The sequence below is a fragment of the Streptomyces sp. Q2 genome (assembly GCF_056820935.1).
Map to the genome: position 1 here is coordinate 27,031 of NZ_JBXEJE010000055.1, position 17,516 is coordinate 44,546.

At 70.8% G+C, this 17,516-nt stretch carries 15 protein-coding genes and 1 pseudogene; 7 read left to right on the forward strand and 9 right to left on the reverse strand.

Annotation, left to right across the window (positions count from 1 at the left end):
• Positions 1-31: 31 nt before the first annotated feature.
• Positions 32-628, forward strand: coding sequence for a DUF6114 domain-containing protein (locus ACWBNA_RS41470; RefSeq protein ID WP_482709765.1), 597 nt, complete (start codon positions 32-34; stop codon positions 626-628).
• Positions 618-1,970 (forward strand): hypothetical protein, encoded by a 1,353-nt coding sequence (locus ACWBNA_RS41475; protein ID WP_482709766.1) that lies wholly within the window; start codon positions 618-620, stop codon positions 1,968-1,970. The genes ACWBNA_RS41470 and ACWBNA_RS41475 overlap by 11 nt, the downstream gene beginning before the upstream one ends.
• Positions 1,971-2,091: 121 nt before the next feature.
• Here the strand turns inward: ACWBNA_RS41475 and pyk are convergent, their stop codons facing one another.
• The 3 genes from pyk to pta all read right to left on the reverse strand — a co-directional run bounded on the left by pyk (position 2,092) and on the right by pta (position 6,909).
• Positions 2,092-3,519, reverse strand: a complete 1,428-nt coding sequence (pyk, locus tag ACWBNA_RS41480; RefSeq protein ID WP_482709767.1) for a pyruvate kinase — start codon at positions 3,517-3,519, stop codon at positions 2,092-2,094.
• A gap of 73 nt (positions 3,520-3,592) precedes the next feature.
• A complete protein-coding gene (locus ACWBNA_RS41485) occupies positions 3,593-4,810 on the reverse strand; it encodes an acetate kinase (protein WP_482709768.1) in 1,218 nt (405 codons plus the stop codon).
• A complete protein-coding gene (gene pta / locus ACWBNA_RS41490; protein ID WP_482709769.1) occupies positions 4,807-6,909 on the reverse strand; it encodes a phosphate acetyltransferase in 2,103 nt (700 codons plus the stop codon). The genes ACWBNA_RS41485 and pta overlap by 4 nt, the downstream gene beginning before the upstream one ends.
• A 196-nt stretch (positions 6,910-7,105) precedes the next feature.
• On the opposite strand from pta, the gene ACWBNA_RS41495 reads away from it, so the two are divergent.
• Positions 7,106-8,131 carry an ATP-dependent 6-phosphofructokinase gene (locus tag ACWBNA_RS41495; protein WP_482709770.1) on the forward strand — a complete coding sequence of 342 codons (1,026 nt, stop codon included), beginning with the start codon at positions 7,106-7,108 and terminating at the stop codon, positions 8,129-8,131.
• A gap of 95 nt (positions 8,132-8,226) precedes the next feature.
• Here ACWBNA_RS41495 and ACWBNA_RS41500 read toward each other — a convergent pair whose 3' ends face one another.
• Positions 8,227-8,934, reverse strand: coding sequence for an XRE family transcriptional regulator (locus tag ACWBNA_RS41500; RefSeq protein WP_482709771.1), 708 nt, complete (start codon positions 8,932-8,934; stop codon positions 8,227-8,229).
• A 178-nt stretch (positions 8,935-9,112) separates the two neighbouring features.
• Between ACWBNA_RS41500 and ACWBNA_RS41505 the strand changes: the two genes are divergently transcribed.
• The gene (locus tag ACWBNA_RS41505; RefSeq protein WP_482709772.1) at positions 9,113-9,628 is read left to right on the forward strand and encodes a PPOX class F420-dependent oxidoreductase; all 516 of its coding nucleotides are present in this window, start codon (positions 9,113-9,115) and stop codon (positions 9,626-9,628) included.
• A 68-nt stretch (positions 9,629-9,696) separates the two neighbouring features.
• Here the strand turns inward: ACWBNA_RS41505 and ACWBNA_RS41510 are convergent, their stop codons facing one another.
• A complete protein-coding gene (locus ACWBNA_RS41510) occupies positions 9,697-10,413 on the reverse strand; it encodes a response regulator (protein WP_482709773.1) in 717 nt (238 codons plus the stop codon).
• Positions 10,410-12,194, reverse strand: a complete 1,785-nt coding sequence (locus tag ACWBNA_RS41515; RefSeq protein WP_482709774.1) for an ATP-binding protein — start codon at positions 12,192-12,194, stop codon at positions 10,410-10,412. The genes ACWBNA_RS41510 and ACWBNA_RS41515 overlap by 4 nt, the downstream gene beginning before the upstream one ends.
• A 161-nt stretch (positions 12,195-12,355) precedes the next feature.
• On the opposite strand from ACWBNA_RS41515, the gene ACWBNA_RS41520 reads away from it, so the two are divergent.
• A complete protein-coding gene (locus ACWBNA_RS41520; protein ID WP_482709788.1) occupies positions 12,356-13,771 on the forward strand; it encodes a cation:dicarboxylate symporter family transporter in 1,416 nt (471 codons plus the stop codon).
• 350 nt (positions 13,772-14,121) lie between these two features.
• Here the strand turns inward: ACWBNA_RS41520 and ACWBNA_RS41525 are convergent, their stop codons facing one another.
• On the reverse strand, positions 14,122-14,562 hold the full coding sequence (locus tag ACWBNA_RS41525) for a MarR family winged helix-turn-helix transcriptional regulator (RefSeq protein WP_482709775.1): 441 nt from the start codon (positions 14,560-14,562) through the stop codon (positions 14,122-14,124).
• An 89-nt stretch (positions 14,563-14,651) separates the two neighbouring features.
• Between ACWBNA_RS41525 and ACWBNA_RS41530 the strand changes: the two genes are divergently transcribed.
• A complete protein-coding gene (locus ACWBNA_RS41530; RefSeq protein ID WP_482709776.1) occupies positions 14,652-15,287 on the forward strand; it encodes a maleylpyruvate isomerase family mycothiol-dependent enzyme in 636 nt (211 codons plus the stop codon).
• A gap of 141 nt (positions 15,288-15,428) precedes the next feature.
• Positions 15,429-15,665, forward strand: a pseudogene (dnaA, locus tag ACWBNA_RS41535) (chromosomal replication initiator protein DnaA); the annotation flags it as partial.
• Between the two features lie 40 nt (positions 15,666-15,705).
• Here the strand turns inward: dnaA and ACWBNA_RS41540 are convergent.
• Together ACWBNA_RS41540 and ACWBNA_RS41545 are read right to left on the reverse strand one after the other, a co-directional pair.
• Complete coding sequence (locus tag ACWBNA_RS41540) at positions 15,706-16,599, reverse strand: aldo/keto reductase (RefSeq protein WP_482709777.1); 894 nt, start codon at positions 16,597-16,599, stop codon at positions 15,706-15,708.
• A gap of 1 nt (position 16,600) precedes the next feature.
• A complete protein-coding gene (locus ACWBNA_RS41545) occupies positions 16,601-17,515 on the reverse strand; it encodes an NAD-dependent epimerase/dehydratase family protein (RefSeq protein ID WP_482709778.1) in 915 nt (304 codons plus the stop codon).
• Position 17,516 lies beyond the last annotated feature (1 nt).

The following is a 17,516-nucleotide window of genomic DNA, read 5'->3' on the forward strand; positions in this document are numbered from 1 at the left end:
TACTTCAACCGGACCCAGGGAGCTGTTTTCCATGAGTGCCGAGACTCCGGTCCAGAGCGCCGGGACGTTTACCCGGTTGCGTCTGCGATTCCGTGACTGGCGGGGCACCCGGCCGTTCTGGGCAGGCCTTTTCACCCTGCTCGGCGGGGTGCCGATCGCCTACTTCCCGTACGCCACCCTCAAGTTGGGCACCATGTCGCTCGCCATGGCGACGACAGCGGGTGCCGGCTCCCTCATCATCGGCGTACTGCTGGTGACACTCGGTCTGACCATGTGGTTCCAGCAGGCCACGCGGGTCTTCGCCGGTGTCGCGGCGACCGTCCTCGCCCTGGTGTCCCTGGTCGTCTCCAACATAGGCGGCTTCATCATCGGCTTCCTGCTCGCGATGCTCGGCGGCGCGCTCGCCGTCTCATGGGCACCGGGCAAGCCTCAGGTGCCGGGCGCCGGACCGCGCGAGGCGGAGAAGGGCCCCGCGGACGACAGTGCCGTGGAGCCCGCATCCGAGGGCGCCGTCGGTGAGCCGGGAGCGCCGTACCACGCGCAGGACCCCGCGACCGGCGGGCCGGCGGACCGGACGCCCGAGAGCGCCTGGGCCGAGGGATCCAACGGGGGGTACCGTGTCGGCTGACGAGATCCGCGGCGAGAGCCCCGTGATTCCGCCACAGGCGAGAACGGGTCCCCGTCACGCCGCGCCCAAGAAGCCGCTGTTCACCAGGTTCCACGTGCCGGCCGGCAAGGCGATAGCCATGGCCGCGATGCCGACGGCGGTTCTGATGGGCATCGGGTTCACGCCGACGCTCGCCCTCGCCGACGAGCAGCCGGCCTCCAACAGCCTGAAGGCCGACGAGTACAAGGACTGTGTCGCGGCCCTGGAGGGCACGTCCGACTCGGCCACTCCGTCCCCGTCCGCCTCGACGAGCGACGACGCCTCGGCGGACGACGACAAGGCCGACGCGGCGAAGCCGAGCCCTTCGGCGACGTCCTCCTCGGACACGGGCGCCGGCTCGGACAACTCGGGTTCCGGTGACTCCTCTTCGTCGGATTCAGGTTCCGACGACGCGGCCGACCCCACCCCGTCCGCCTCGGCCTCGCCGAGCAAGGAGAGCAACTCCTCCGGCGACACCGCCACGGCGAGCCCCTCGCCGTCCGCGACGGACGGCGGCAACCTGCTGGACGACATCGGCGACGCGATCACCGGCATCTTCACGGGCGGTGACAAGACGTCGGAGGGCGCGAGCCCGACGCCGACCGCGTCCCCGTCCGCCTCGGAGAGCACCGACAGCACCGACGGCACGGACAGCGCCGCCAAGGACCCCTCCGACGCCGTCAAGGACACGACCGAGAAGGTCGCCGGCACGGTCGACGACACCGTGAAGGACACGACCGACACGGCGTCGAAGACGGCCGAGGACACCACGAAGGCGGTGCAGGAGGCGGCCGAGGCCGCCGCCGACGCCACGGCCACGCCGAGCCCCTCCGCGAGCTCCACCACGGACCCCGAGGACTGCCCGGTCGCCACCAAGGCCGAGGGCGACGTCGACAACAAGATCCTGGTGGCGGACGACCCCTGGTACCTGGAGGCCAGTTCGCTGACGCTGAAGGGCGCGGACTACCAGGGCATCGTCGAGGTGAAGACGGCCAGCGGCAAGACCAAGAAGGTCCTCAAGTACGTCATATCCGGCGGCACCGACATCGGCGACCTGCACCAACTGGTCAAGGAGCACGGCAAGACCTACCACGTGCAGGCGGCCAAGGGCTCCACGTCCACGATCACCGACGGCGACACGGTGATGTACACCGAGAAGATCTCCGGCAACCTGCTCGGGCTGATCCCGATCACGTTCGACCCGGAGCACCCGCCGCCGCTGAACATCCCCCTGATCTACTTCACCAACGTGAAGATCACCCAGGCCGCCCAGTTCGGCGGAACGCTGCACGTCCCCGGGATGCAGCAGTACACGACCGACTGAAGGCCGTCACAAGCCCGTTCGGGAGCCGCACACAGCAGAGGGCGCCCCCTGTCACAGGGGGCGCCCTCCGCGCCGTACAAGGCCCTTCCCGGGCCGGGCCGCAACGGCCCTCGGGGGACCGTCAGTCGCGCGCGCCGCCGAGGTGGTGGACGCGCAGCATGTTGGTGGTGCCGGCGACGCCGGGGGGCGAGCCCGCGGTGATGATGCAGATGTCGCCCGGGTTGAAGCGGTTGAGCTTGGCGATCTCCTGGTCGACGAGGTCGACCATCTCGTCGGTGCTGTTCACGAACGGCACGACGTGCGACTCGACGCCCCAGCTGAGCGTGAGCTGGTTGCGGGTGCTCTCGTCGGTGGTGAAGGCGATGATCGGCTGGGAGGCGCGGTAGCGGCTCAGTCGGCGGGCGGTGTCGCCGGACTGGGTGAAGGCCACCAGGCCCCGGCCGCCGAGGAAGTCGGCGATCTCGCAGGCGGCACGGGCGACCGAACCACCCTGGGTGCGCGGCTTCTTGCCGGGGACCAGCGGCTGCAGGCCCTTCGACATCAGCTCCTGCTCCGCCGCGGTGACGATCTTCGACATCGTCTTCACGGTCTCGATCGGGTAGGCGCCCACGGAGGACTCCGCCGACAGCATGACCGCGTCCGCGCCGTCCAGGATCGCGTTGGCCACGTCGGAGGCCTCGGCGCGGGTGGGGCGGGAGTTGGTGATCATCGACTCCATCATCTGGGTCGCCACGATCACCGGCTTGGCGTTGCGGCGGCACAGCTCGATGAGGCGCTTCTGCACCATGGGGACCTTCTCGAGCGGGTACTCGACGGCCAGGTCGCCACGGGCCACCATCACGGCGTCGAACGCCGCGACGACGTCCTCCATGTTCTCCACCGCCTGCGGCTTCTCCACCTTGGCGATGACGGGGACCCGGCGGCCCTCCTCGTCCATCACCTTGTGGACGTCCGAGACGTCCTTGGCGTCGCGCACGAAGGACAGCGCGACCATGTCGCAGCCCATGCGCAGCGCGAAGCGCAGGTCCTCGACGTCCTTCTCGGACAGCGCCGGGACGTTCACGGCCGCGCCGGGCAGGTTGATGCCCTTGTGGTCGGAGACGACACCGCCCTCGATGACGATCGTCTTGACGCGGTGGCCCTCGACCTCGGTGACCTTCAGCTCGACGTTGCCGTCGTTGATGAGGATCTGGTCGCCCTTGGTCACGTCACCGGGCAGGCCCTTGTAGGTCGTGCCGCAGCTCTGCTTGTCGCCGGGCACGTCCTCGGTGGTGATGACGAACTCGTCACCACGCTCCAGCTCGACCGGGCCTTCGGCGAAGGTCTCCAGGCGGATCTTCGGGCCCTGCAGGTCGGCGAGGACGCCGATGGGGCGGCCGGTCTCCTTGGAGGCGGCACGGACACGGTCGTACCGCCCCTGGTGCTCGGCGTGGGTGCCGTGGCTGAAGTTGAAGCGGGCCACGTTCATGCCGGCCTCGATCAGCGACACCAGCTGCTCGTGGGAGTCGACCGCGGGGCCGAGAGTACAGACGATTTTCGAACGGCGCATGGGGCGATCCTATCGGTTTGTTTCGCTACGGAATATTCCGTCTGGCGGAAGATACAAATGGGCGGGCGGTCGCTCAGTTGTTCTTTTCGACCAGTGCAACGAGTGCATAAGTCTGAGTGGCGATTTCCAGTTCTTCGTCCGTCGGAACCACGGCGACCGCCACGCGCGCGTGGGCGGGCGAGACCAGCCGCGGCTCGTCGCCGCGTATCGCGTTCAGCTCGCCGTCCACCATCAGGCCCAGCTCCTCCAGGCCCGCCACGGCGGCCTCCCGCACCGGCGCCGCGTTCTCGCCGACCCCGGCCGTGAACGCGATCGCGTCCACCCGGCCGAGCACCGCGTAATAGGCGCCGATGTACTTCTTCAAGCGGTGAATGTAGATGTCGAAGGCCAGCTGTGCCTGTTCGTCACCCGCGTCGACCCTGCGGCGGATCTCCCGCATGTCGTTGTCCCCGCACAGGCCGGTCAATCCGCTCTTCTTGTTGAGAAGAGTGTCGATCTCGTCCGTGGACATTTTGCCAACGCGCATCAAATGGAAGATGACGGCCGGGTCCATGTCTCCGGAGCGCGTACCCATCACGAGCCCCTCCAAAGGCGTCAGCCCCATGGAGGTGTCCACGCACCGACCGCCCCTGACCGCCGAGGCGGACGCCCCGTTGCCCAGGTGCAGCACGATCACGTTGACGTCGGCAGGGTCCTTGCCCAGCAGCTTCGCCGTCGCCCGGGAGACGTACGCGTGTGACGTCCCGTGGAAGCCGTAGCGCCGGATCCGGTGCTCGTCGGCGGTCTTCACGTCGATCGCGTAGCGGGCGGCCGACTCCGGCATCGTGGTGTGGAAGGCGGTGTCGAACACGGCGACCTGAGGGAGGTCGGGGCGCAAGGCCCGCGCGGTGCGGATGCCGGTCAGGTTGGCCGGGTTGTGCAGCGGGGCCACCGGGATCAGCCGCTCGATCTCGGCGAGCACGGCGTCGTCGATCACCGTCGGCTCGGTGAAGGACTTCCCGCCGTGCACCACCCGGTGCCCGATCGCGGCCAGCTCCGGCGAGTCCAGCCCGAGCCCGTCCTTCGACAGCTCTTCGGCCACGGCCTTCAGCGCGGCCTCGTGGTCGGCGATCGGCCCGCTCCACTCGCGGGAGGCACCGGTGGTCAGCGGCGTGTGCTTCAGCCGGGAGGTCTCCTCGCCGATGCGCTCGACGAGCCCCACGGCCAGCCGGCTGCTGTCCCGCATGTCGAGCAGCTGGTACTTCACCGACGAGGAACCGGAGTTGAGGACGAGGACGCGCGTGGAGCTCACTGGGCGGAAGCCTTCTCGATCGGGGACGCGGCGGGGGACTGGGCCTGGATGGCGGTGATGGCGACGGTGTTGACGATGTCCTGGACGAGCGCGCCCCGGGACAGGTCGTTGACCGGCTTGCGCAGACCCTGCAGCACCGGCCCGACGGCGATCGCGCCGGCCGACCGCTGCACGGCCTTGTAGGTGTTGTTGCCGGTGTTGAGGTCGGGGAAGATCAACACGCTGGCCTGTCCGGCGACTTCGGAACCCGGCAGCTTCGTCGCGGCGACCGTCGGCTCGACGGCCGCGTCGTACTGGATCGGCCCCTCGGTCTTCAGGTCGGGTCGCTGCGAGCGCACCAGCTCGGTCGCCTCGCGCACCTTGTCGACGTCGGCGCCCGAGCCTGACGTGCCCGTCGAGTACGACAGCATCGCGATCCGTGCCTCCACGCCGAACTGCTCGGCGGTGGCGGCCGACTGGATGGCGATGTCGGCGAGCTGCTCGGCGTTCGGGTCGGGGTTCACCGCGCAGTCGCCGTAGACGAGGACCTTGTCGGCCAGGCACATGAAGAACACGGACGAGACGATGTCGGCGTCCGGCTTCGTCTTGATGATCTCGAAGGCCGGACGGATGGTCGCGGCCGTGGAGTGCACCGAGCCCGACACCATGCCGTCGGCGAGGCCCTCCTGCACCATCAGGGTGCCGAAGTAGTTCACGTCCGAGACGACGTCGTACGCGAGCTCGACCGTCACGCCCTTGTGGGCGCGGAACCGGGCGTACTTCTCGGCGAAGGAGTCGCGCAGCTCGCTGGTGGCCGGGTCGATCAGCTGGGCGCCGCCCAGGTCGATGCCGAGGTCGGCGGCGTTCTTGCGGATCTGCTCCACCGGGCCGAGCAGGGTGAGGTCGCAGACCCCGCGGCGCAGCAGGACCTCGGCGGCGTGCAGGACCCGCGGCTCGGTGCCCTCGGGCAGCACGACGCGGCGCAGGTCGGAGCGGGCCTGCTCCAGGAGCTTGTGCTCGAACATCATCGGAGTGAGACGGTCGCTGCTCGGCGCGGAGACGCGCCCGTTGAGCTCGGCGGTGTCGACGTACCGCTCGAAGAGACCGAGCGCGGTCTCCGCCTTGCGCGGGGTCGCCGCGTTCAGCTTCCCCTCCAGGGCGAAGAGTTCGGCGGCGGTGGGAAAGCTGTTGCCGGGCACCGAGAGCACCGGGGTGCCCGGGGCGAGGCGGGCGGCGAGGGTGAGGACGGCGTCGCTCGGCACCTCGTTCAGGGTGAGCAGGACGCCCGCTATCGGCGGGGTGCCGGCGCTGTGCGCGGCGAGCGAGCCGACCACCAGGTCGGCGCGGTCCCCGGGGGTGACGACCAGGCAGCCCGGGGTCAGGGCGCCCAGGAAGTTCGGCAGCATTGCCCCGCCGAAGACGAAGTCCAGCGCGTCGCGGGCGAGCCCGGAGTCGTCGCCGAGGACGACCTTGGCGCCGAGCGCGTGCGCGACCTGGGCGACGGTCGGCGAGGAGAGGGCGGGCTCGTCCGGCAGGACGTAGCAGGGCACGGGCAGCCGGGTGTCGAGCTGCTCGGCGATCTTGTCCCGGTCGTCGCGGGCGACCCGGTTGGCGACCATGGCGAGGACGTCGCAGCCGAGGCCCTCGTAGGCGCGGAAGGCGTTGCGGGTCTCGGCGAGCACGGACTCGGTGGTCTGCCCCCGGCCGCCGACCACCGGGATCACGGAGGCGCCGAACTCGTTCGCCAGGCGGGCGTTGAGGGACAGCTCGTCGGGGAACTGGGTGTCGGCGTAGTCGGTGCCGAGGACGAGGACGACGTCGTAGTCCCGCGCGACCCGGTGGAAGCGGTCGACCAGCGTCGACACCAGCTCGTCGGCGCCCTGCTCGGCCTGGAGGGCGGACGCCTCGTGGTAGTCCATGCCGTAGACCGTGCCGGGGTCCTGGGTCAGCCGGTAGCGCGCCCGCAGGAGCTCGAACAGCCGATCGGGGCCGTCGTGGACGAGCGGACGGAACACGCCCACCCGGTCGACCTGCCGGGTCAGGAGTTCCATGACCCCCAGCTCGACGACCTGGCGGCCGTCGCCGCGGTCGATACCGGTCACGTACACGCTGCGGGTCACGCGTGTTCTCCGTTTCGTCTGGCGTCCAGGAACCTGGTCCATAAAAATCGCCCACCGAGGTGAGCAGAACCCTCTTGACAATACCTCTCACGATAGATAAGGCACCCGCCGGGACGGGATGCGGCACCGGCCTGGCGGACGTGAAAGAATCGAACCTGGCTCACCGGTATCAACAGCGAGCAGGAGACACAGCACGATGCGCATCGGAGTGCTCACCGCAGGCGGCGACTGCCCCGGCCTGAACGCCGTGATCCGGTCGGTCGTGCACCGAGCGGTCGACAACTACGGCGACGAGGTCATCGGTTTCGAGGACGGCTTCGCGGGTCTGCTGGACGGCCGCTACCGCTCCCTCGACCTGAACGGCGTCAGCGGCATCCTCGCCCGCGGCGGCACCATCCTCGGCTCCTCCCGTCTGGAACGCGACCGGCTGCGCGAGGCCTGCGCGCACCTCGCCGAGGAGGCCCGGGACTTCGGCATCGACGCCCTGATCCCGATCGGCGGCGAGGGCACGCTGACCGCGGCCCGGATGCTGTCCGACGCCGGTCTGCCGGTGGTCGGCGTTCCGAAGACCATCGACAACGACATCTCCTCCACCGACCGCACCTTCGGCTTCGACACCGCGGTCGGCGTCGCCACGGAGGCGATGGACCGCCTCAAGACCACCGCCGAGTCCCACCAGCGCGTGATGGTCGTCGAGGTCATGGGCCGGCACGCGGGCTGGATCGCCCTGGAGTCCGGCATGGCGGCCGGCGCCCACGGCATCTGCCTGCCCGAGCGCCCCTTCGACCCGGCCGACCTGGTCAAGATGGTCGAGGAGCGCTTCTCCCGCGGCAAGAAGTTCGCCGTGATCTGCGTAGCCGAGGGCGCCCACCCCGCCGACGGCACCATGAACTACGGCAAGGGCGCGATCGACCAGTTCGGCCACGAGCGCTTCCAGGGCATCGGTACGGCACTGGCCTTCGAGCTGGAGCGCCGCCTCGGCAAGGAGGCCAAGCCGGTCATCCTCGGCCACGTCCAGCGCGGCGGCACGCCGACCGCGTTCGACCGCGTCCTCGCCACCCGCTTCGGCTGGCACGCGGTGGAGGCCGCGCACCGGGGCGACTTCGGCCGGATGACCGCGCTCAGGGGCACCGACGTGGTGATGGTGCCGCTGGCGGAGGCCGTGACCGAGCTGAAGACGGTGCCGAAGGACCGGATGGACGAGGCCGAGTCGGTCTTCTAGGCCGTCCGGCGGGTACTGGCCGGGTTGCAGGGTCTTCGATCCCGTCCACCGGGGCCGGCCGGGGTTGCCGGATCTTCGCCCCCGTCCCGGCGGGTCTAGCCGGTGCTGTCGCGGACCGTCGTCCAGAACCGGTCCACGATCCGGTCGAGGAAGTCCTGGCCGGCCGCGACCGAGCGGCCGCTGTCGCCGCCCCAGCTGAGCGTGGCCACCATCTGCCCCTGGTACTCCCGGTGCAGCTCCTGGAGGGTGTCCTCGACAAGGCGCCGGTCCAGGGGCACGAGCTTGGCGACCGGGCGGGCGTAGGCCTGCCAGCGGGTGGTGACGGCGCTGCGGAGGTGCTCGGCCAGCCGTGGCTCGCGCCCGGTGACGGTGACGAAGTCCGGGAGCGACAGGTCGAGCAGGTCGGCGAGCGCGGCGGACTGACGGTCGGTGCCGCGCCACTCGTCGTGCTCCTCCATGTGGAGGTAGGCGAGGAGTTCGAGCCCGACGGCGCGCGCGACGTCCTCGGGCGCGAGACCGTGGCTGATGCGGTGCTCGCGCAAGGTCCGCGGGCGGTCGATGAGTTCACCGGGCGAGCACCACAACACGCCTGCCAGGGCCGTGAGTTCGGGACTGGTGGGTGAGGCGGCCCCGCGTTCCCAGGCCGTGACCAGGTCCGGCGTCACGTACGGCAGTCCGTACGAGGCGCGCAAACCGTAGGCGACGTGCTCGGGGCCCATGCTGAGCGCGGCACGGAGCCTGCGGGCGGCGGGGGCGTTGAACGGGGGACCGGGCTGGTTCGGTAGGGCTGGGGGTCGGCGCACGGGCCACAACGTAGAGGTGCGGGCGTGCGGTGACTACGGTCTGTTCGGCCAGGATCACAGGTTGTGGGAACGTACGGTTCCGGCCGTCTGTTCGGGGTGGCCGAAGATCGTCTGTCGGTTGCGCGGGAGCGGTGGCGAGGATGGCGGCGAGGCGGCCGGCCGGGCGCCCGGGAGGAGCGTGGCTGTCGTGTACGAGGTGAACGGCAAGGTAGAGGGGCATATTCGCGAGCGTCTGCGGGCGCCGAACTTCTGGCACCTCGCGACCGTCGGCCCGGACGGCACTCCGCAGGTCTCGCCCATGTGGGCGGACGTCGAAGGTGAGTACGTCATGGTCAACACCGCGATCGGCCGTGTGAAGGAGGAGAACCTGCGGCGCAATCCGAACGTTTCGCTCTCCCACCACGACGCCGACAACCCCTACGACCGGGTGGAGATCCGGGGGCGGGTCGTCCGGTTCGTGGAGGGGGAGGAGGCGGAGCGGTCCATGGACCGGCTCACGCGGAAGTACATCGGGCAGGAGCGGTATCCGTGGCTGCTGCCGGGGGAGCGGCGGGTGATGCTCCTGATCGAGCCGGTGCGGGTGCGCAGGGTGGTGGGGGTGGAGCCGTTCCGCGCGGGAGTGTTGCCGGTGCCGCCGGACCAGTCGGTCTCGCCGGATGAGTCGGTGCCTCCGGTGCCTCCGGCGGGAGACTGACTCGCACTGTGACTGCCACGCCCGACACGACCGAGAGCGCGGCGGGTCTGCCTTCCCTGCCGACTGCCCTAACGCCCCCGCTCCACGTCCCCCCGCTCACCCCTGACCCACCGATACTGCAACTCGGGCCGCCCCACCGCTCCGTACTGCGGGCTCCGAGCGGCCCGCCCCGAGTCGACCAGATGCTCCAGATAGCGCCGGGCCGTGATCCGCGATATCCCCACCGCCTCCGCCACCCCGGTAGCCGTGAGGCCCTCGGCGCAGTCCCGCAGTGCCACGGTCACGCGCTCCAGCGTCGGCCCGCTCAACCCCTTCGGCAACGCCGCGGGCCCGGGTGCCCGCAGCGTCGCCAGGGCTCTGTCCACCTCGTCCTGACCGCTGGCCTCACCCGCCGCCGCGTGGAACTCGGCGTACCTCACCAGGCGGTCCCGCAGGGTGGCGAAGGTGAAGGGCTTCAGTACGTACTGCACGACGCCGAGCGAGACCCCTTCCCGCACCACGGTCAGATCCCGCGCCGACGTCACCGCTATGACGTCCGCGTGGTGCCCGGCCGCACGCAGTGACCGGGCCAGCTGCAGCCCGTGCACGTCCGGCAGATGCAGGTCGAGGAGCAGCAGGTCCACCGCCGTACGTTCCAGCGCCCGCCGCGCCTCCGCACCGGTGTGCGCCTTGCCGACGGCCGCGAAGCCCGGGACCCGGTTGACGTACATGACGTGCGCGTCGGCGGCGACGGGGTCGTCCTCGACGACCAGGACACGGATGGGATGCTGCTCGGCCGTCGTCATACGTCGCCTCCAGAAACCGCACTGCCCCCGGAAACCGCACTGCCCTCGGAAACCGTCGCGGTGCCCTCGGCGGCCGTCGTCCCGTCCCCGGCAGCCGTCGGCCTGTTCCCGGCAGCCGCGCTCCCCGGCACGGCCCCCCGCGTCGCCGGCTCGGAGCTTCGCCGCTCCAGCGCGTCCCGCTCGGCCCTGCCCGCCAGCGGCAGCCGCACCTCGAACTCCGCCCCGCCCCCGTCGGCCCCCGCCACCGCCAGCGCCCCCTCGTGCCGGTTCACCGCCTGCCGTACGAGCGCCAGCCCCAGGCCCCGGCCCCCCGGCCCCGACGGCTTCGTCGAGAAGCCCCGCTGGAAGACCGCGTCCGCGTGGGCGGGGTCGACGCCCGCGCCGGTGTCCGACACGCGCAGCACCAGCTCGCCGTCCGCCGTGTACGCGGTCACCGTCACCCGGCCCCGCGCACTGCCCTGGGCCGCGTCCACCGCGTTGTCGATCAGGTTGCCGAGGATGGTCACCAGGTCCCGGGAGGGAAGCGACGGCGGCAGCAGACCGTCGTCCAGCCGGCTCTCCTCCGAGACCACCAGCTCCACGCCCCGCTCGTTGGCCTGAGCCGTCTTGCCCAGCAGCAGGGCCGCCAGCACCGGCTCGCTCACCGCCGCCACGACCTGGTCGGTCAGCGCCTGGGCCAGTTCCAGTTCGGCGGTCGCGAAGTCCACCGCCTCCTCCGCCCGCCCCAGCTCGATCAGCGAGACCACCGTGTGCAGTCGGTTCGCCGCCTCGTGGGCCTGGGAGCGCAAAGCCTGGGTGAAGCCGCGTTCGGAGTCCAACTCGCCCATCAACGACTGGAGTTCGGTGACATCGCGCAAGGTCACGACGGTGCCCCGGTGTTCGCCTCCCGACACCGGCGAGGTGTTCACCACCAGCACCCGGTCAGCCGTCAGGTGCACCTCGTCCACCCGCGGCTCCGACGCCAGCAGCGCGCCCGTCAGCGGTACCGGCAGCCCGAGATCGGCGACGGACCGGCCCACCACATCGCCCGACACACCCAACAGCTCCCGTCCGCCGTCGTTGATCAGCGCCACACGGTACTGCCCGTCGAGCATGAGCAGCCCCTCCCGTACGGCGTGCAGCGCGGCCTGGTGGTAGTCGTGCATGGCGCTGAGCTCGGCCGCGTTCATGTTGTGGGTGTGGCGGCGCAGCCGGGCGTTGACGACGTACGTGCCGACCGCGCCGATCGCGAGCGCGCCGCCCGCGACGCCGAGCAGGGCCGTGAGCTGGCCCTGCACCCGCTTGCTGATCTCGTCGACCCTGATGCCGGCGCTGACCAGGCCGACGACCCGTTCGTCGTCGTCCTGGACCGGAGTGACCGCGCGGACCGACGGGCCGAGCGTGCCGGTGTACGTCTCGGTGAAGGACTCGCCCTTCAGCGCCCGGTCGATGTGGCCGCGGAAGCGCTGGCCGATCTCGTCCTTGTCGGGGTGCGTCCAGCGGATGCCCTGCGGGTTCATGATCGTGACGAAGTCGACCTGGGTGTCCCGCATGACCCGCAGGGCGTACGGCTGGAGCTCGGCCGTCGGGTCGGAGGTGCCGATCGCCTCCCGCACGGAGGGGGAGTCGGCGACGGATCGCGCCACCGCCAGGGCCTGCCGGCGTGCGGCGTCCTCGGCCTGGCCGCGGTCGCTGATGTAGGTGAACAGCGCGTACCCGGCGACGAGCACCGTTATGAGCACGGCCTGCATGGCGAAGAGCTGGCCGGCCAGGCTGCGGGGTCTCGGGACACGGACGTGCATGCCGTCAGTCTGCCTCGTGGCTGATTGTGAACTAAATGAACGGAAGGGTGACCGCCCTCACACGACGGGAGATAGTCACCGCATCCCCCCATGCAGAACCCGATGCTGAACCCCCTGCACATCCCCATGCAGATCCCCCGGACGTGAGCCGCACGCCGGTGATGCCGACGACGTCGTCAAGGAGGGCCGCCGTGAGCAGCGCAGCCAATACGGCAGCTACACCCAAAGCCAAGCGGGACCGCACCCACTACCTCTACATCGCGGTGATCATCGCGGTCGCCGCGGGCATCGCCGTGGGGCTTGCCGCACCCGATTTCGCCATCGAGCTGAAGCCCCTCGGCACAGGGTTCGTGAACCTGATCAAGATGATGATCTCGCCGATCATCTTCTGCACGATCGTGCTGGGCATCGGCTCCGTGCGGAAGGCCGCCAAGGTCGGTGCCGTCGGCGGTATCGCGCTCGGCTACTTCATGGTGATGTCGCTGGTCGCCCTCGCCATCGGCCTGGTCGTCGGCAACATCCTGGAGCCCGGCACGGGCCTGCACATCACCGAGGCGATCAAGAGCGCCGGTCACGAGCAGGTGAGCGACGAGGCGCTGCCGCCGGTCGAGTTCGCGCTCTCCATCATCCCCACCACGATGATCTCCGCCTTCACCGAGGGCACGGTCCTGCAGACCCTGCTGGTCGCCCTGCTCGCGGGCTTCGCCCTGCAGGCCATGGGCTCGACCGGTGCGCCGATCCTGCGCGGGGTGGAGCACATCCAGCGGCTCGTCTTCCGCATCCTCGCGATGGTGATGTGGGCCGCGCCGATCGGTGCCTTCGGCGCCATCGCCGCCGTCACCGGCTCCGCCGGCGTCGACGCGCTCAAGAGCCTCGCCGTCCTGATGCTCGGCTTCTACGCCACCTGTTTCCTCTTCGTCTTCATCGTGCTCGGCGTGATGCTGCGCCTGGTCGCGGGTCTGAACATCCTCACGTTCTTCAAGTACCTGGGCCGTGAGTTCCTGCTGATCCTGTCGACCTCGTCGTCCGAGTCGGCGCTGCCGCGACTCATCGCGAAGATGGAGCACCTGGGCGTGAGCAAGCCGGTGGTCGGCATCACCGTCCCGACCGGCTACTCCTTCAACCTCGACGGCACCATGATCTACATGACCATGGCCTCGCTGTACATCGCCGACGCCATGGGTACGCCGATGTCGATCGGCGAGCAGATCCCGCTGCTGCTCTTCCTGCTGGTCGCCTCCAAGGGTGCGGCCGGTGTCTCCGGCGCCGGTCTGGCCACGCTGGCCGGTGGTCTGCAGTCGCACAAGCCCGCCCTGGTGGACGGCATCGGCCTGATCGTCGGTATCGACCGCTTCATGAGCGAGGCGCGCGCCCTCACGAACTTCGCGGGCAACGCGGTGGCCACCGTCCTGATCGGCACCTGGACGAAGGAGATCGACCGCGAGCGCGTCGACCAGGTGCTCGCCGGACAGATCCCGTTCGACGAGAAGACGCTCCTGGACGATGCCGAGCCCCAGGACGACACCCACGCCGAGATCCCCGAGCAGGGCGGCGAGAAGGAACTGGCCAAGGCCTGATCCGACGGGTTCGAAGTCAAGGTCCGACGGGCTCGAAGGCCCGTCCGGCCGGCCCGAAGCCAAGGCCTGACCGGCCCGAAGCCAAGGTCCGACAGGCCCCACAGCCGGGACGGGCCCGGCGCCTGAACCCGGGCCCGCCCCCACGCCTCCGGGCGGCTGAGTACTCCCCCGTAGCTCAGCCGCCCGGTCGCTTTCCGCAGTCGCTCAGCCCGCCACCGGTCCGGTGGCATCGAGGCGGGTCCGCCTGCCGCGGTCGGTACGACGACCACGGCAGGCGGACCCGCCTCTTGCGTGTCACGGCCGGCGGAGCCGAGCCGGGGGCCCGGGATCACCGGACCCGAGCGCGCGCCTCACGCCCACGGATCCGTGATCTCCCGCAACACCGTCAGCGCCTCCCGCAGCTGCTTCATACGGCGCTTGCCGAGGTGTGCCTCCCACTCCCGCTCGACCTCGGCGACCACGGCGTCCGCGACCTCCTTGGCCGCCCACGCCTTCGCCGCCCCGCACACCAGCCGGGCCCGCTTGTCCGTGGGGTCCGGCACGCGGGTGACGTAGCCCGCCTTCTCCAGCTGGTCGACCAGGAAGCCCGCGGTCTGCTTGGTGATCTGGGCCTGCTCGGCCAGCTCGGTCAGCCTCGTGCCGTTCGGGCCGATGCGCTGCATGACCCGGGCCTGGGCGGGCGTGAAGTCGTCGAAGCCGGCCTCGGCGAGCGCGCTGAAGACCCGGTTCTCCAGGGCACGGTAAGGAAGGAACAGGAGCACGCCCGTGTTGAGCTCGCTCTCCACCACCATGGCCGACGCCTCCTGCACACTGCTTGACTTTGGTCAGAGTCTCTGACTAATTTGGTCAGAGAAGCTTACCACTTGAGTGAGTGATGCCCATGAGTGCCGCAGTGTTGGGAACCGACGAGCGCTGGCAGATCGTCGACCGGGAACGGACGAGCCTGGCCGACCTGCTGGAGCAGCTGAGCCCCGAGGAGTGGCAGACGCCCACGCGGTGCGGGGACTGGCGGGTGAGGGACGTCGCCGCGCATCTGACCGTCGCGGCGCGGTTCAGCTACCGGACCGTCCTGCGCGAGTTCGTGCTCGCCCGGGGCGACTTCGACCGGATGATCCACGACTCGGCGGTCCGCGAGGCCGAGCGGCCCGTCGCCGAGATCGTCGCCAACCTCCGCGCGATCGTCGGCTCCCGCCGCCTCGCGCCGACCACCTCGCCCCGCGAGCCGCTCCTCGACCTCCTCGTGCACGGCCAGGACATCGCCCTGGCCCTCGGCCGCCGGCGCGAGATGCCCCCGGCGGCCGCCCGGGACGCCGCCGACCGGGTGTGGACCATGCGGGTGCCGCCCCGCCCGTGGCCGCTGCCGAAGGCACGGCTCGTCGCCACCGACATCGGGTGGACGCGCGGGGAGGGCGAGGAGGTCCGCGGTCCGATCGCCGCGCTGCTCCTGCTGCTGACCGGGCGCCCGGAGGCCGCGCGGGAGTGGTGCGAGCTGGCCGGTGTGGAGGGCCTGCGCTGAACCGTTCGTGGGCGGGAGTCTCGCGGGGGCCTTCCCCATTCCGTCGACCCGTCCGGAGTCCACCCCACCCGGAAGCCGTCGCGGACACGGGCGGACGGACGGAGACGTACGGGGCGTACGGTGGCGCATGGCGGGCATGGCGACATCCGCGAGCTGGAGGGCGCGTTGATCCGGGCGACGGCGTTCGCGTCGCTCGACCGGCAGCCCGTGGACCTGGGTCTCACGGAGATCGTCCTCAAGGACCTCATTCCGGGCGGCGAGGACCCGGCCCCCGAGATCACCTCCACCGCGATCGTGGGCGCGACCGCCGACCATGCCGGCCGCACGGTCGAGGACCTGTGCGGCGCCTCGCGCGGGCGCGCGCTGGTGACCGCCCGAGCGTGAGGGCGGCATGGACCGGGCCCTGCGCGCTGCGCCGCTACGGGCGGCGGACGGCCTCGTCCAGGCGGGCCAGTTCCGCCGCGTCCAGCACCAGGTCCGCCGCGGCCGCCGAGTCGCGGATCGTCTCCGGGCGGCTCGCTCCCGGGATCGGGATCACGACCGGCGACTTCGCCAGCATCCAGGCCAGACAGACCAGTTGGGGGCTGACCCCGCGCTCGGCGGCCACGTCGTGGAAGGCACCGAAACGCCGGGGACCCTCGACGCGCGACGGCCCGTCCAGCGCGCTGCGCGAGATGCCGCCGAGCGGGCTCCACGGCAGGAACGCCAGCCCCAGCTCCGCGCAGAGCGCGAGCTCCGCCTCGCTGTCCCGTACGGCCGGCGAGTACTGGTTCTGCACCGAGACCAGCCGGTCACCGAGGATCTCGCGGGCCGTCCGGATCTGTCCGGCGTCCGTGTTGGACACCCCGGCCAGCCGGATCTTGCCCTCGTCGAGCAGGTCGCGCAGTGCGCCGACCGACTCCTCGAAGGGCACCGCCGGGTCGGGCTTGTGCAGCTGGTAGAGGCCGATCGCGTCCACGCCGAGCCGCTTGAGGGAGGCCTCGGCGGCCGACTTCAGATGCCGCGCGCCGCCGGTCACCGTCCAGTCGCCGTCGGACGGTCTGCCCCGGCCGCCCTTCGTGGCCACCAGCACGCCGGCCGTGTCACCGCCGTACGCGGCGAGTGCGCGGGCCACCAGCAGTTCGTTGTGGCCGGGCGTGGCGCCGGGCAGGTGGTAGGAGTCCGCCGTGTCCAGGAGGGTCACGCCCGCGTCCAGCGCCGCGTGCACGGTGGCCAGGGCGCGCGGCTCGTCCGGGTGGCCCTCGATGGACAGGGGCATCGCGCCCAGCCCGACGGCGCTCACGCGCAGGTCGCCAAGTGTGCGGTACCGCATGTCAGTTGCCGCCCTTTCCGAGGGTGTCGGCGACGGCCCGCGGCAGCCACTGCCGTACGTCACCGAAGGCGAAACCGAGCCGGGCGGCCAGGGAGTTGTCCATGCCGTAGGAGCGGGTGAAGGAGAACGGGGAGACCTCGCCGACCTCGACGGGGTGCAGGACCGTCTTCCCGTCCGGGAAGTGCGCGACCACCGCCTCGCACAGCTCCTCGGTGGTCAGCAAGCCGTCGGAGGCCGCGTTGACCGGCCCGGTGAAGTCCGCGCCCGTCGCCCAGGCCAGGAAGTCGGCGATCTCCTCGACGTGGACGTAGGTGGCGGGCCGGTTCACGGCCGGCACGGCGATCGGCTCGCCGGTGCGGATGCGGTCGGCGTAGTGCTGGAGCCGTCCGGTGAAGTCGTCGGCGCCGCCCAGCACATGGGCCACGCGTACCGAGGCGTACGGGAAGTCCTGGCCGGCCGCGAAGACCGCCTCCGCCTGCCGCTTGCCCTCGCCGTAGTGGGACTCCTGGAACTCCGGATCCTCCCAGGGGAGTTCGAGGTCGACGGGGACGGTCAGCGGGTCGACGGCGTCCTCGCGTACGAGCGTGGCCGAGTCCTCGTACTCGTACACCTCGACCGTCGAGGTCATCACATAGCGCCCGGTCCGGCCGGCGAAGACCCGGCGGGCGGTCGCCGCCTGGCGCGGGGTGTAGCAGACCTGGTCGACGACGACGTCGAAGGTGCGGGAACCGAGTGCCTCGGTGAGCGATGTCTCGTCATCGCGGTCGGCGACCAGATGAATCGCTCCGGGAGGAGGAGGGGAAGAGCCGCGATTGAGGACCGTGACCCGGTCTCCGGCCGCCAGCAGACGCGCGATCAGCCGCTTGCCGAAATAGCGGTTGCCGCCGATGACCAATACCTCTCGTGCCTTTTCCATG

Excerpts from the sequence above, each read along its gene's own strand:
- ACWBNA_RS41470 (WP_482709765.1), top strand. The coding sequence starts at position 32 with ATGAGTGCCGAGACTCCGGTCCAGAGCGCCGGGACGTTTACCCGGTTG.
- pyk (WP_482709767.1), bottom strand. The coding sequence starts at position 3,519 with ATGCGCCGTTCGAAAATCGTCTGTACTCTCGGCCCCGCGGTCGACTCC.
- ACWBNA_RS41495 (WP_482709770.1), top strand. The coding sequence starts at position 7,106 with ATGCGCATCGGAGTGCTCACCGCAGGCGGCGACTGCCCCGGCCTGAAC.
- ACWBNA_RS41510 (WP_482709773.1), bottom strand. The coding sequence starts at position 10,413 with ATGACGACGGCCGAGCAGCATCCCATCCGTGTCCTGGTCGTCGAGGAC.
- ACWBNA_RS41515 (WP_482709774.1), bottom strand. The coding sequence starts at position 12,194 with ATGCACGTCCGTGTCCCGAGACCCCGCAGCCTGGCCGGCCAGCTCTTC.
- ACWBNA_RS41520 (WP_482709788.1), top strand. The coding sequence starts at position 12,356 with ATGCCGACGACGTCGTCAAGGAGGGCCGCCGTGAGCAGCGCAGCCAAT.
- ACWBNA_RS41525 (WP_482709775.1), bottom strand. The coding sequence starts at position 14,562 with ATGGTGGTGGAGAGCGAGCTCAACACGGGCGTGCTCCTGTTCCTTCCT.
- ACWBNA_RS41530 (WP_482709776.1), top strand. The coding sequence starts at position 14,652 with ATGAGTGCCGCAGTGTTGGGAACCGACGAGCGCTGGCAGATCGTCGAC.
- ACWBNA_RS41540 (WP_482709777.1), bottom strand. The coding sequence starts at position 16,599 with ATGCGGTACCGCACACTTGGCGACCTGCGCGTGAGCGCCGTCGGGCTG.
- ACWBNA_RS41545 (WP_482709778.1), bottom strand. The coding sequence starts at position 17,515 with ATGGAAAAGGCACGAGAGGTATTGGTCATCGGCGGCAACCGCTATTTC.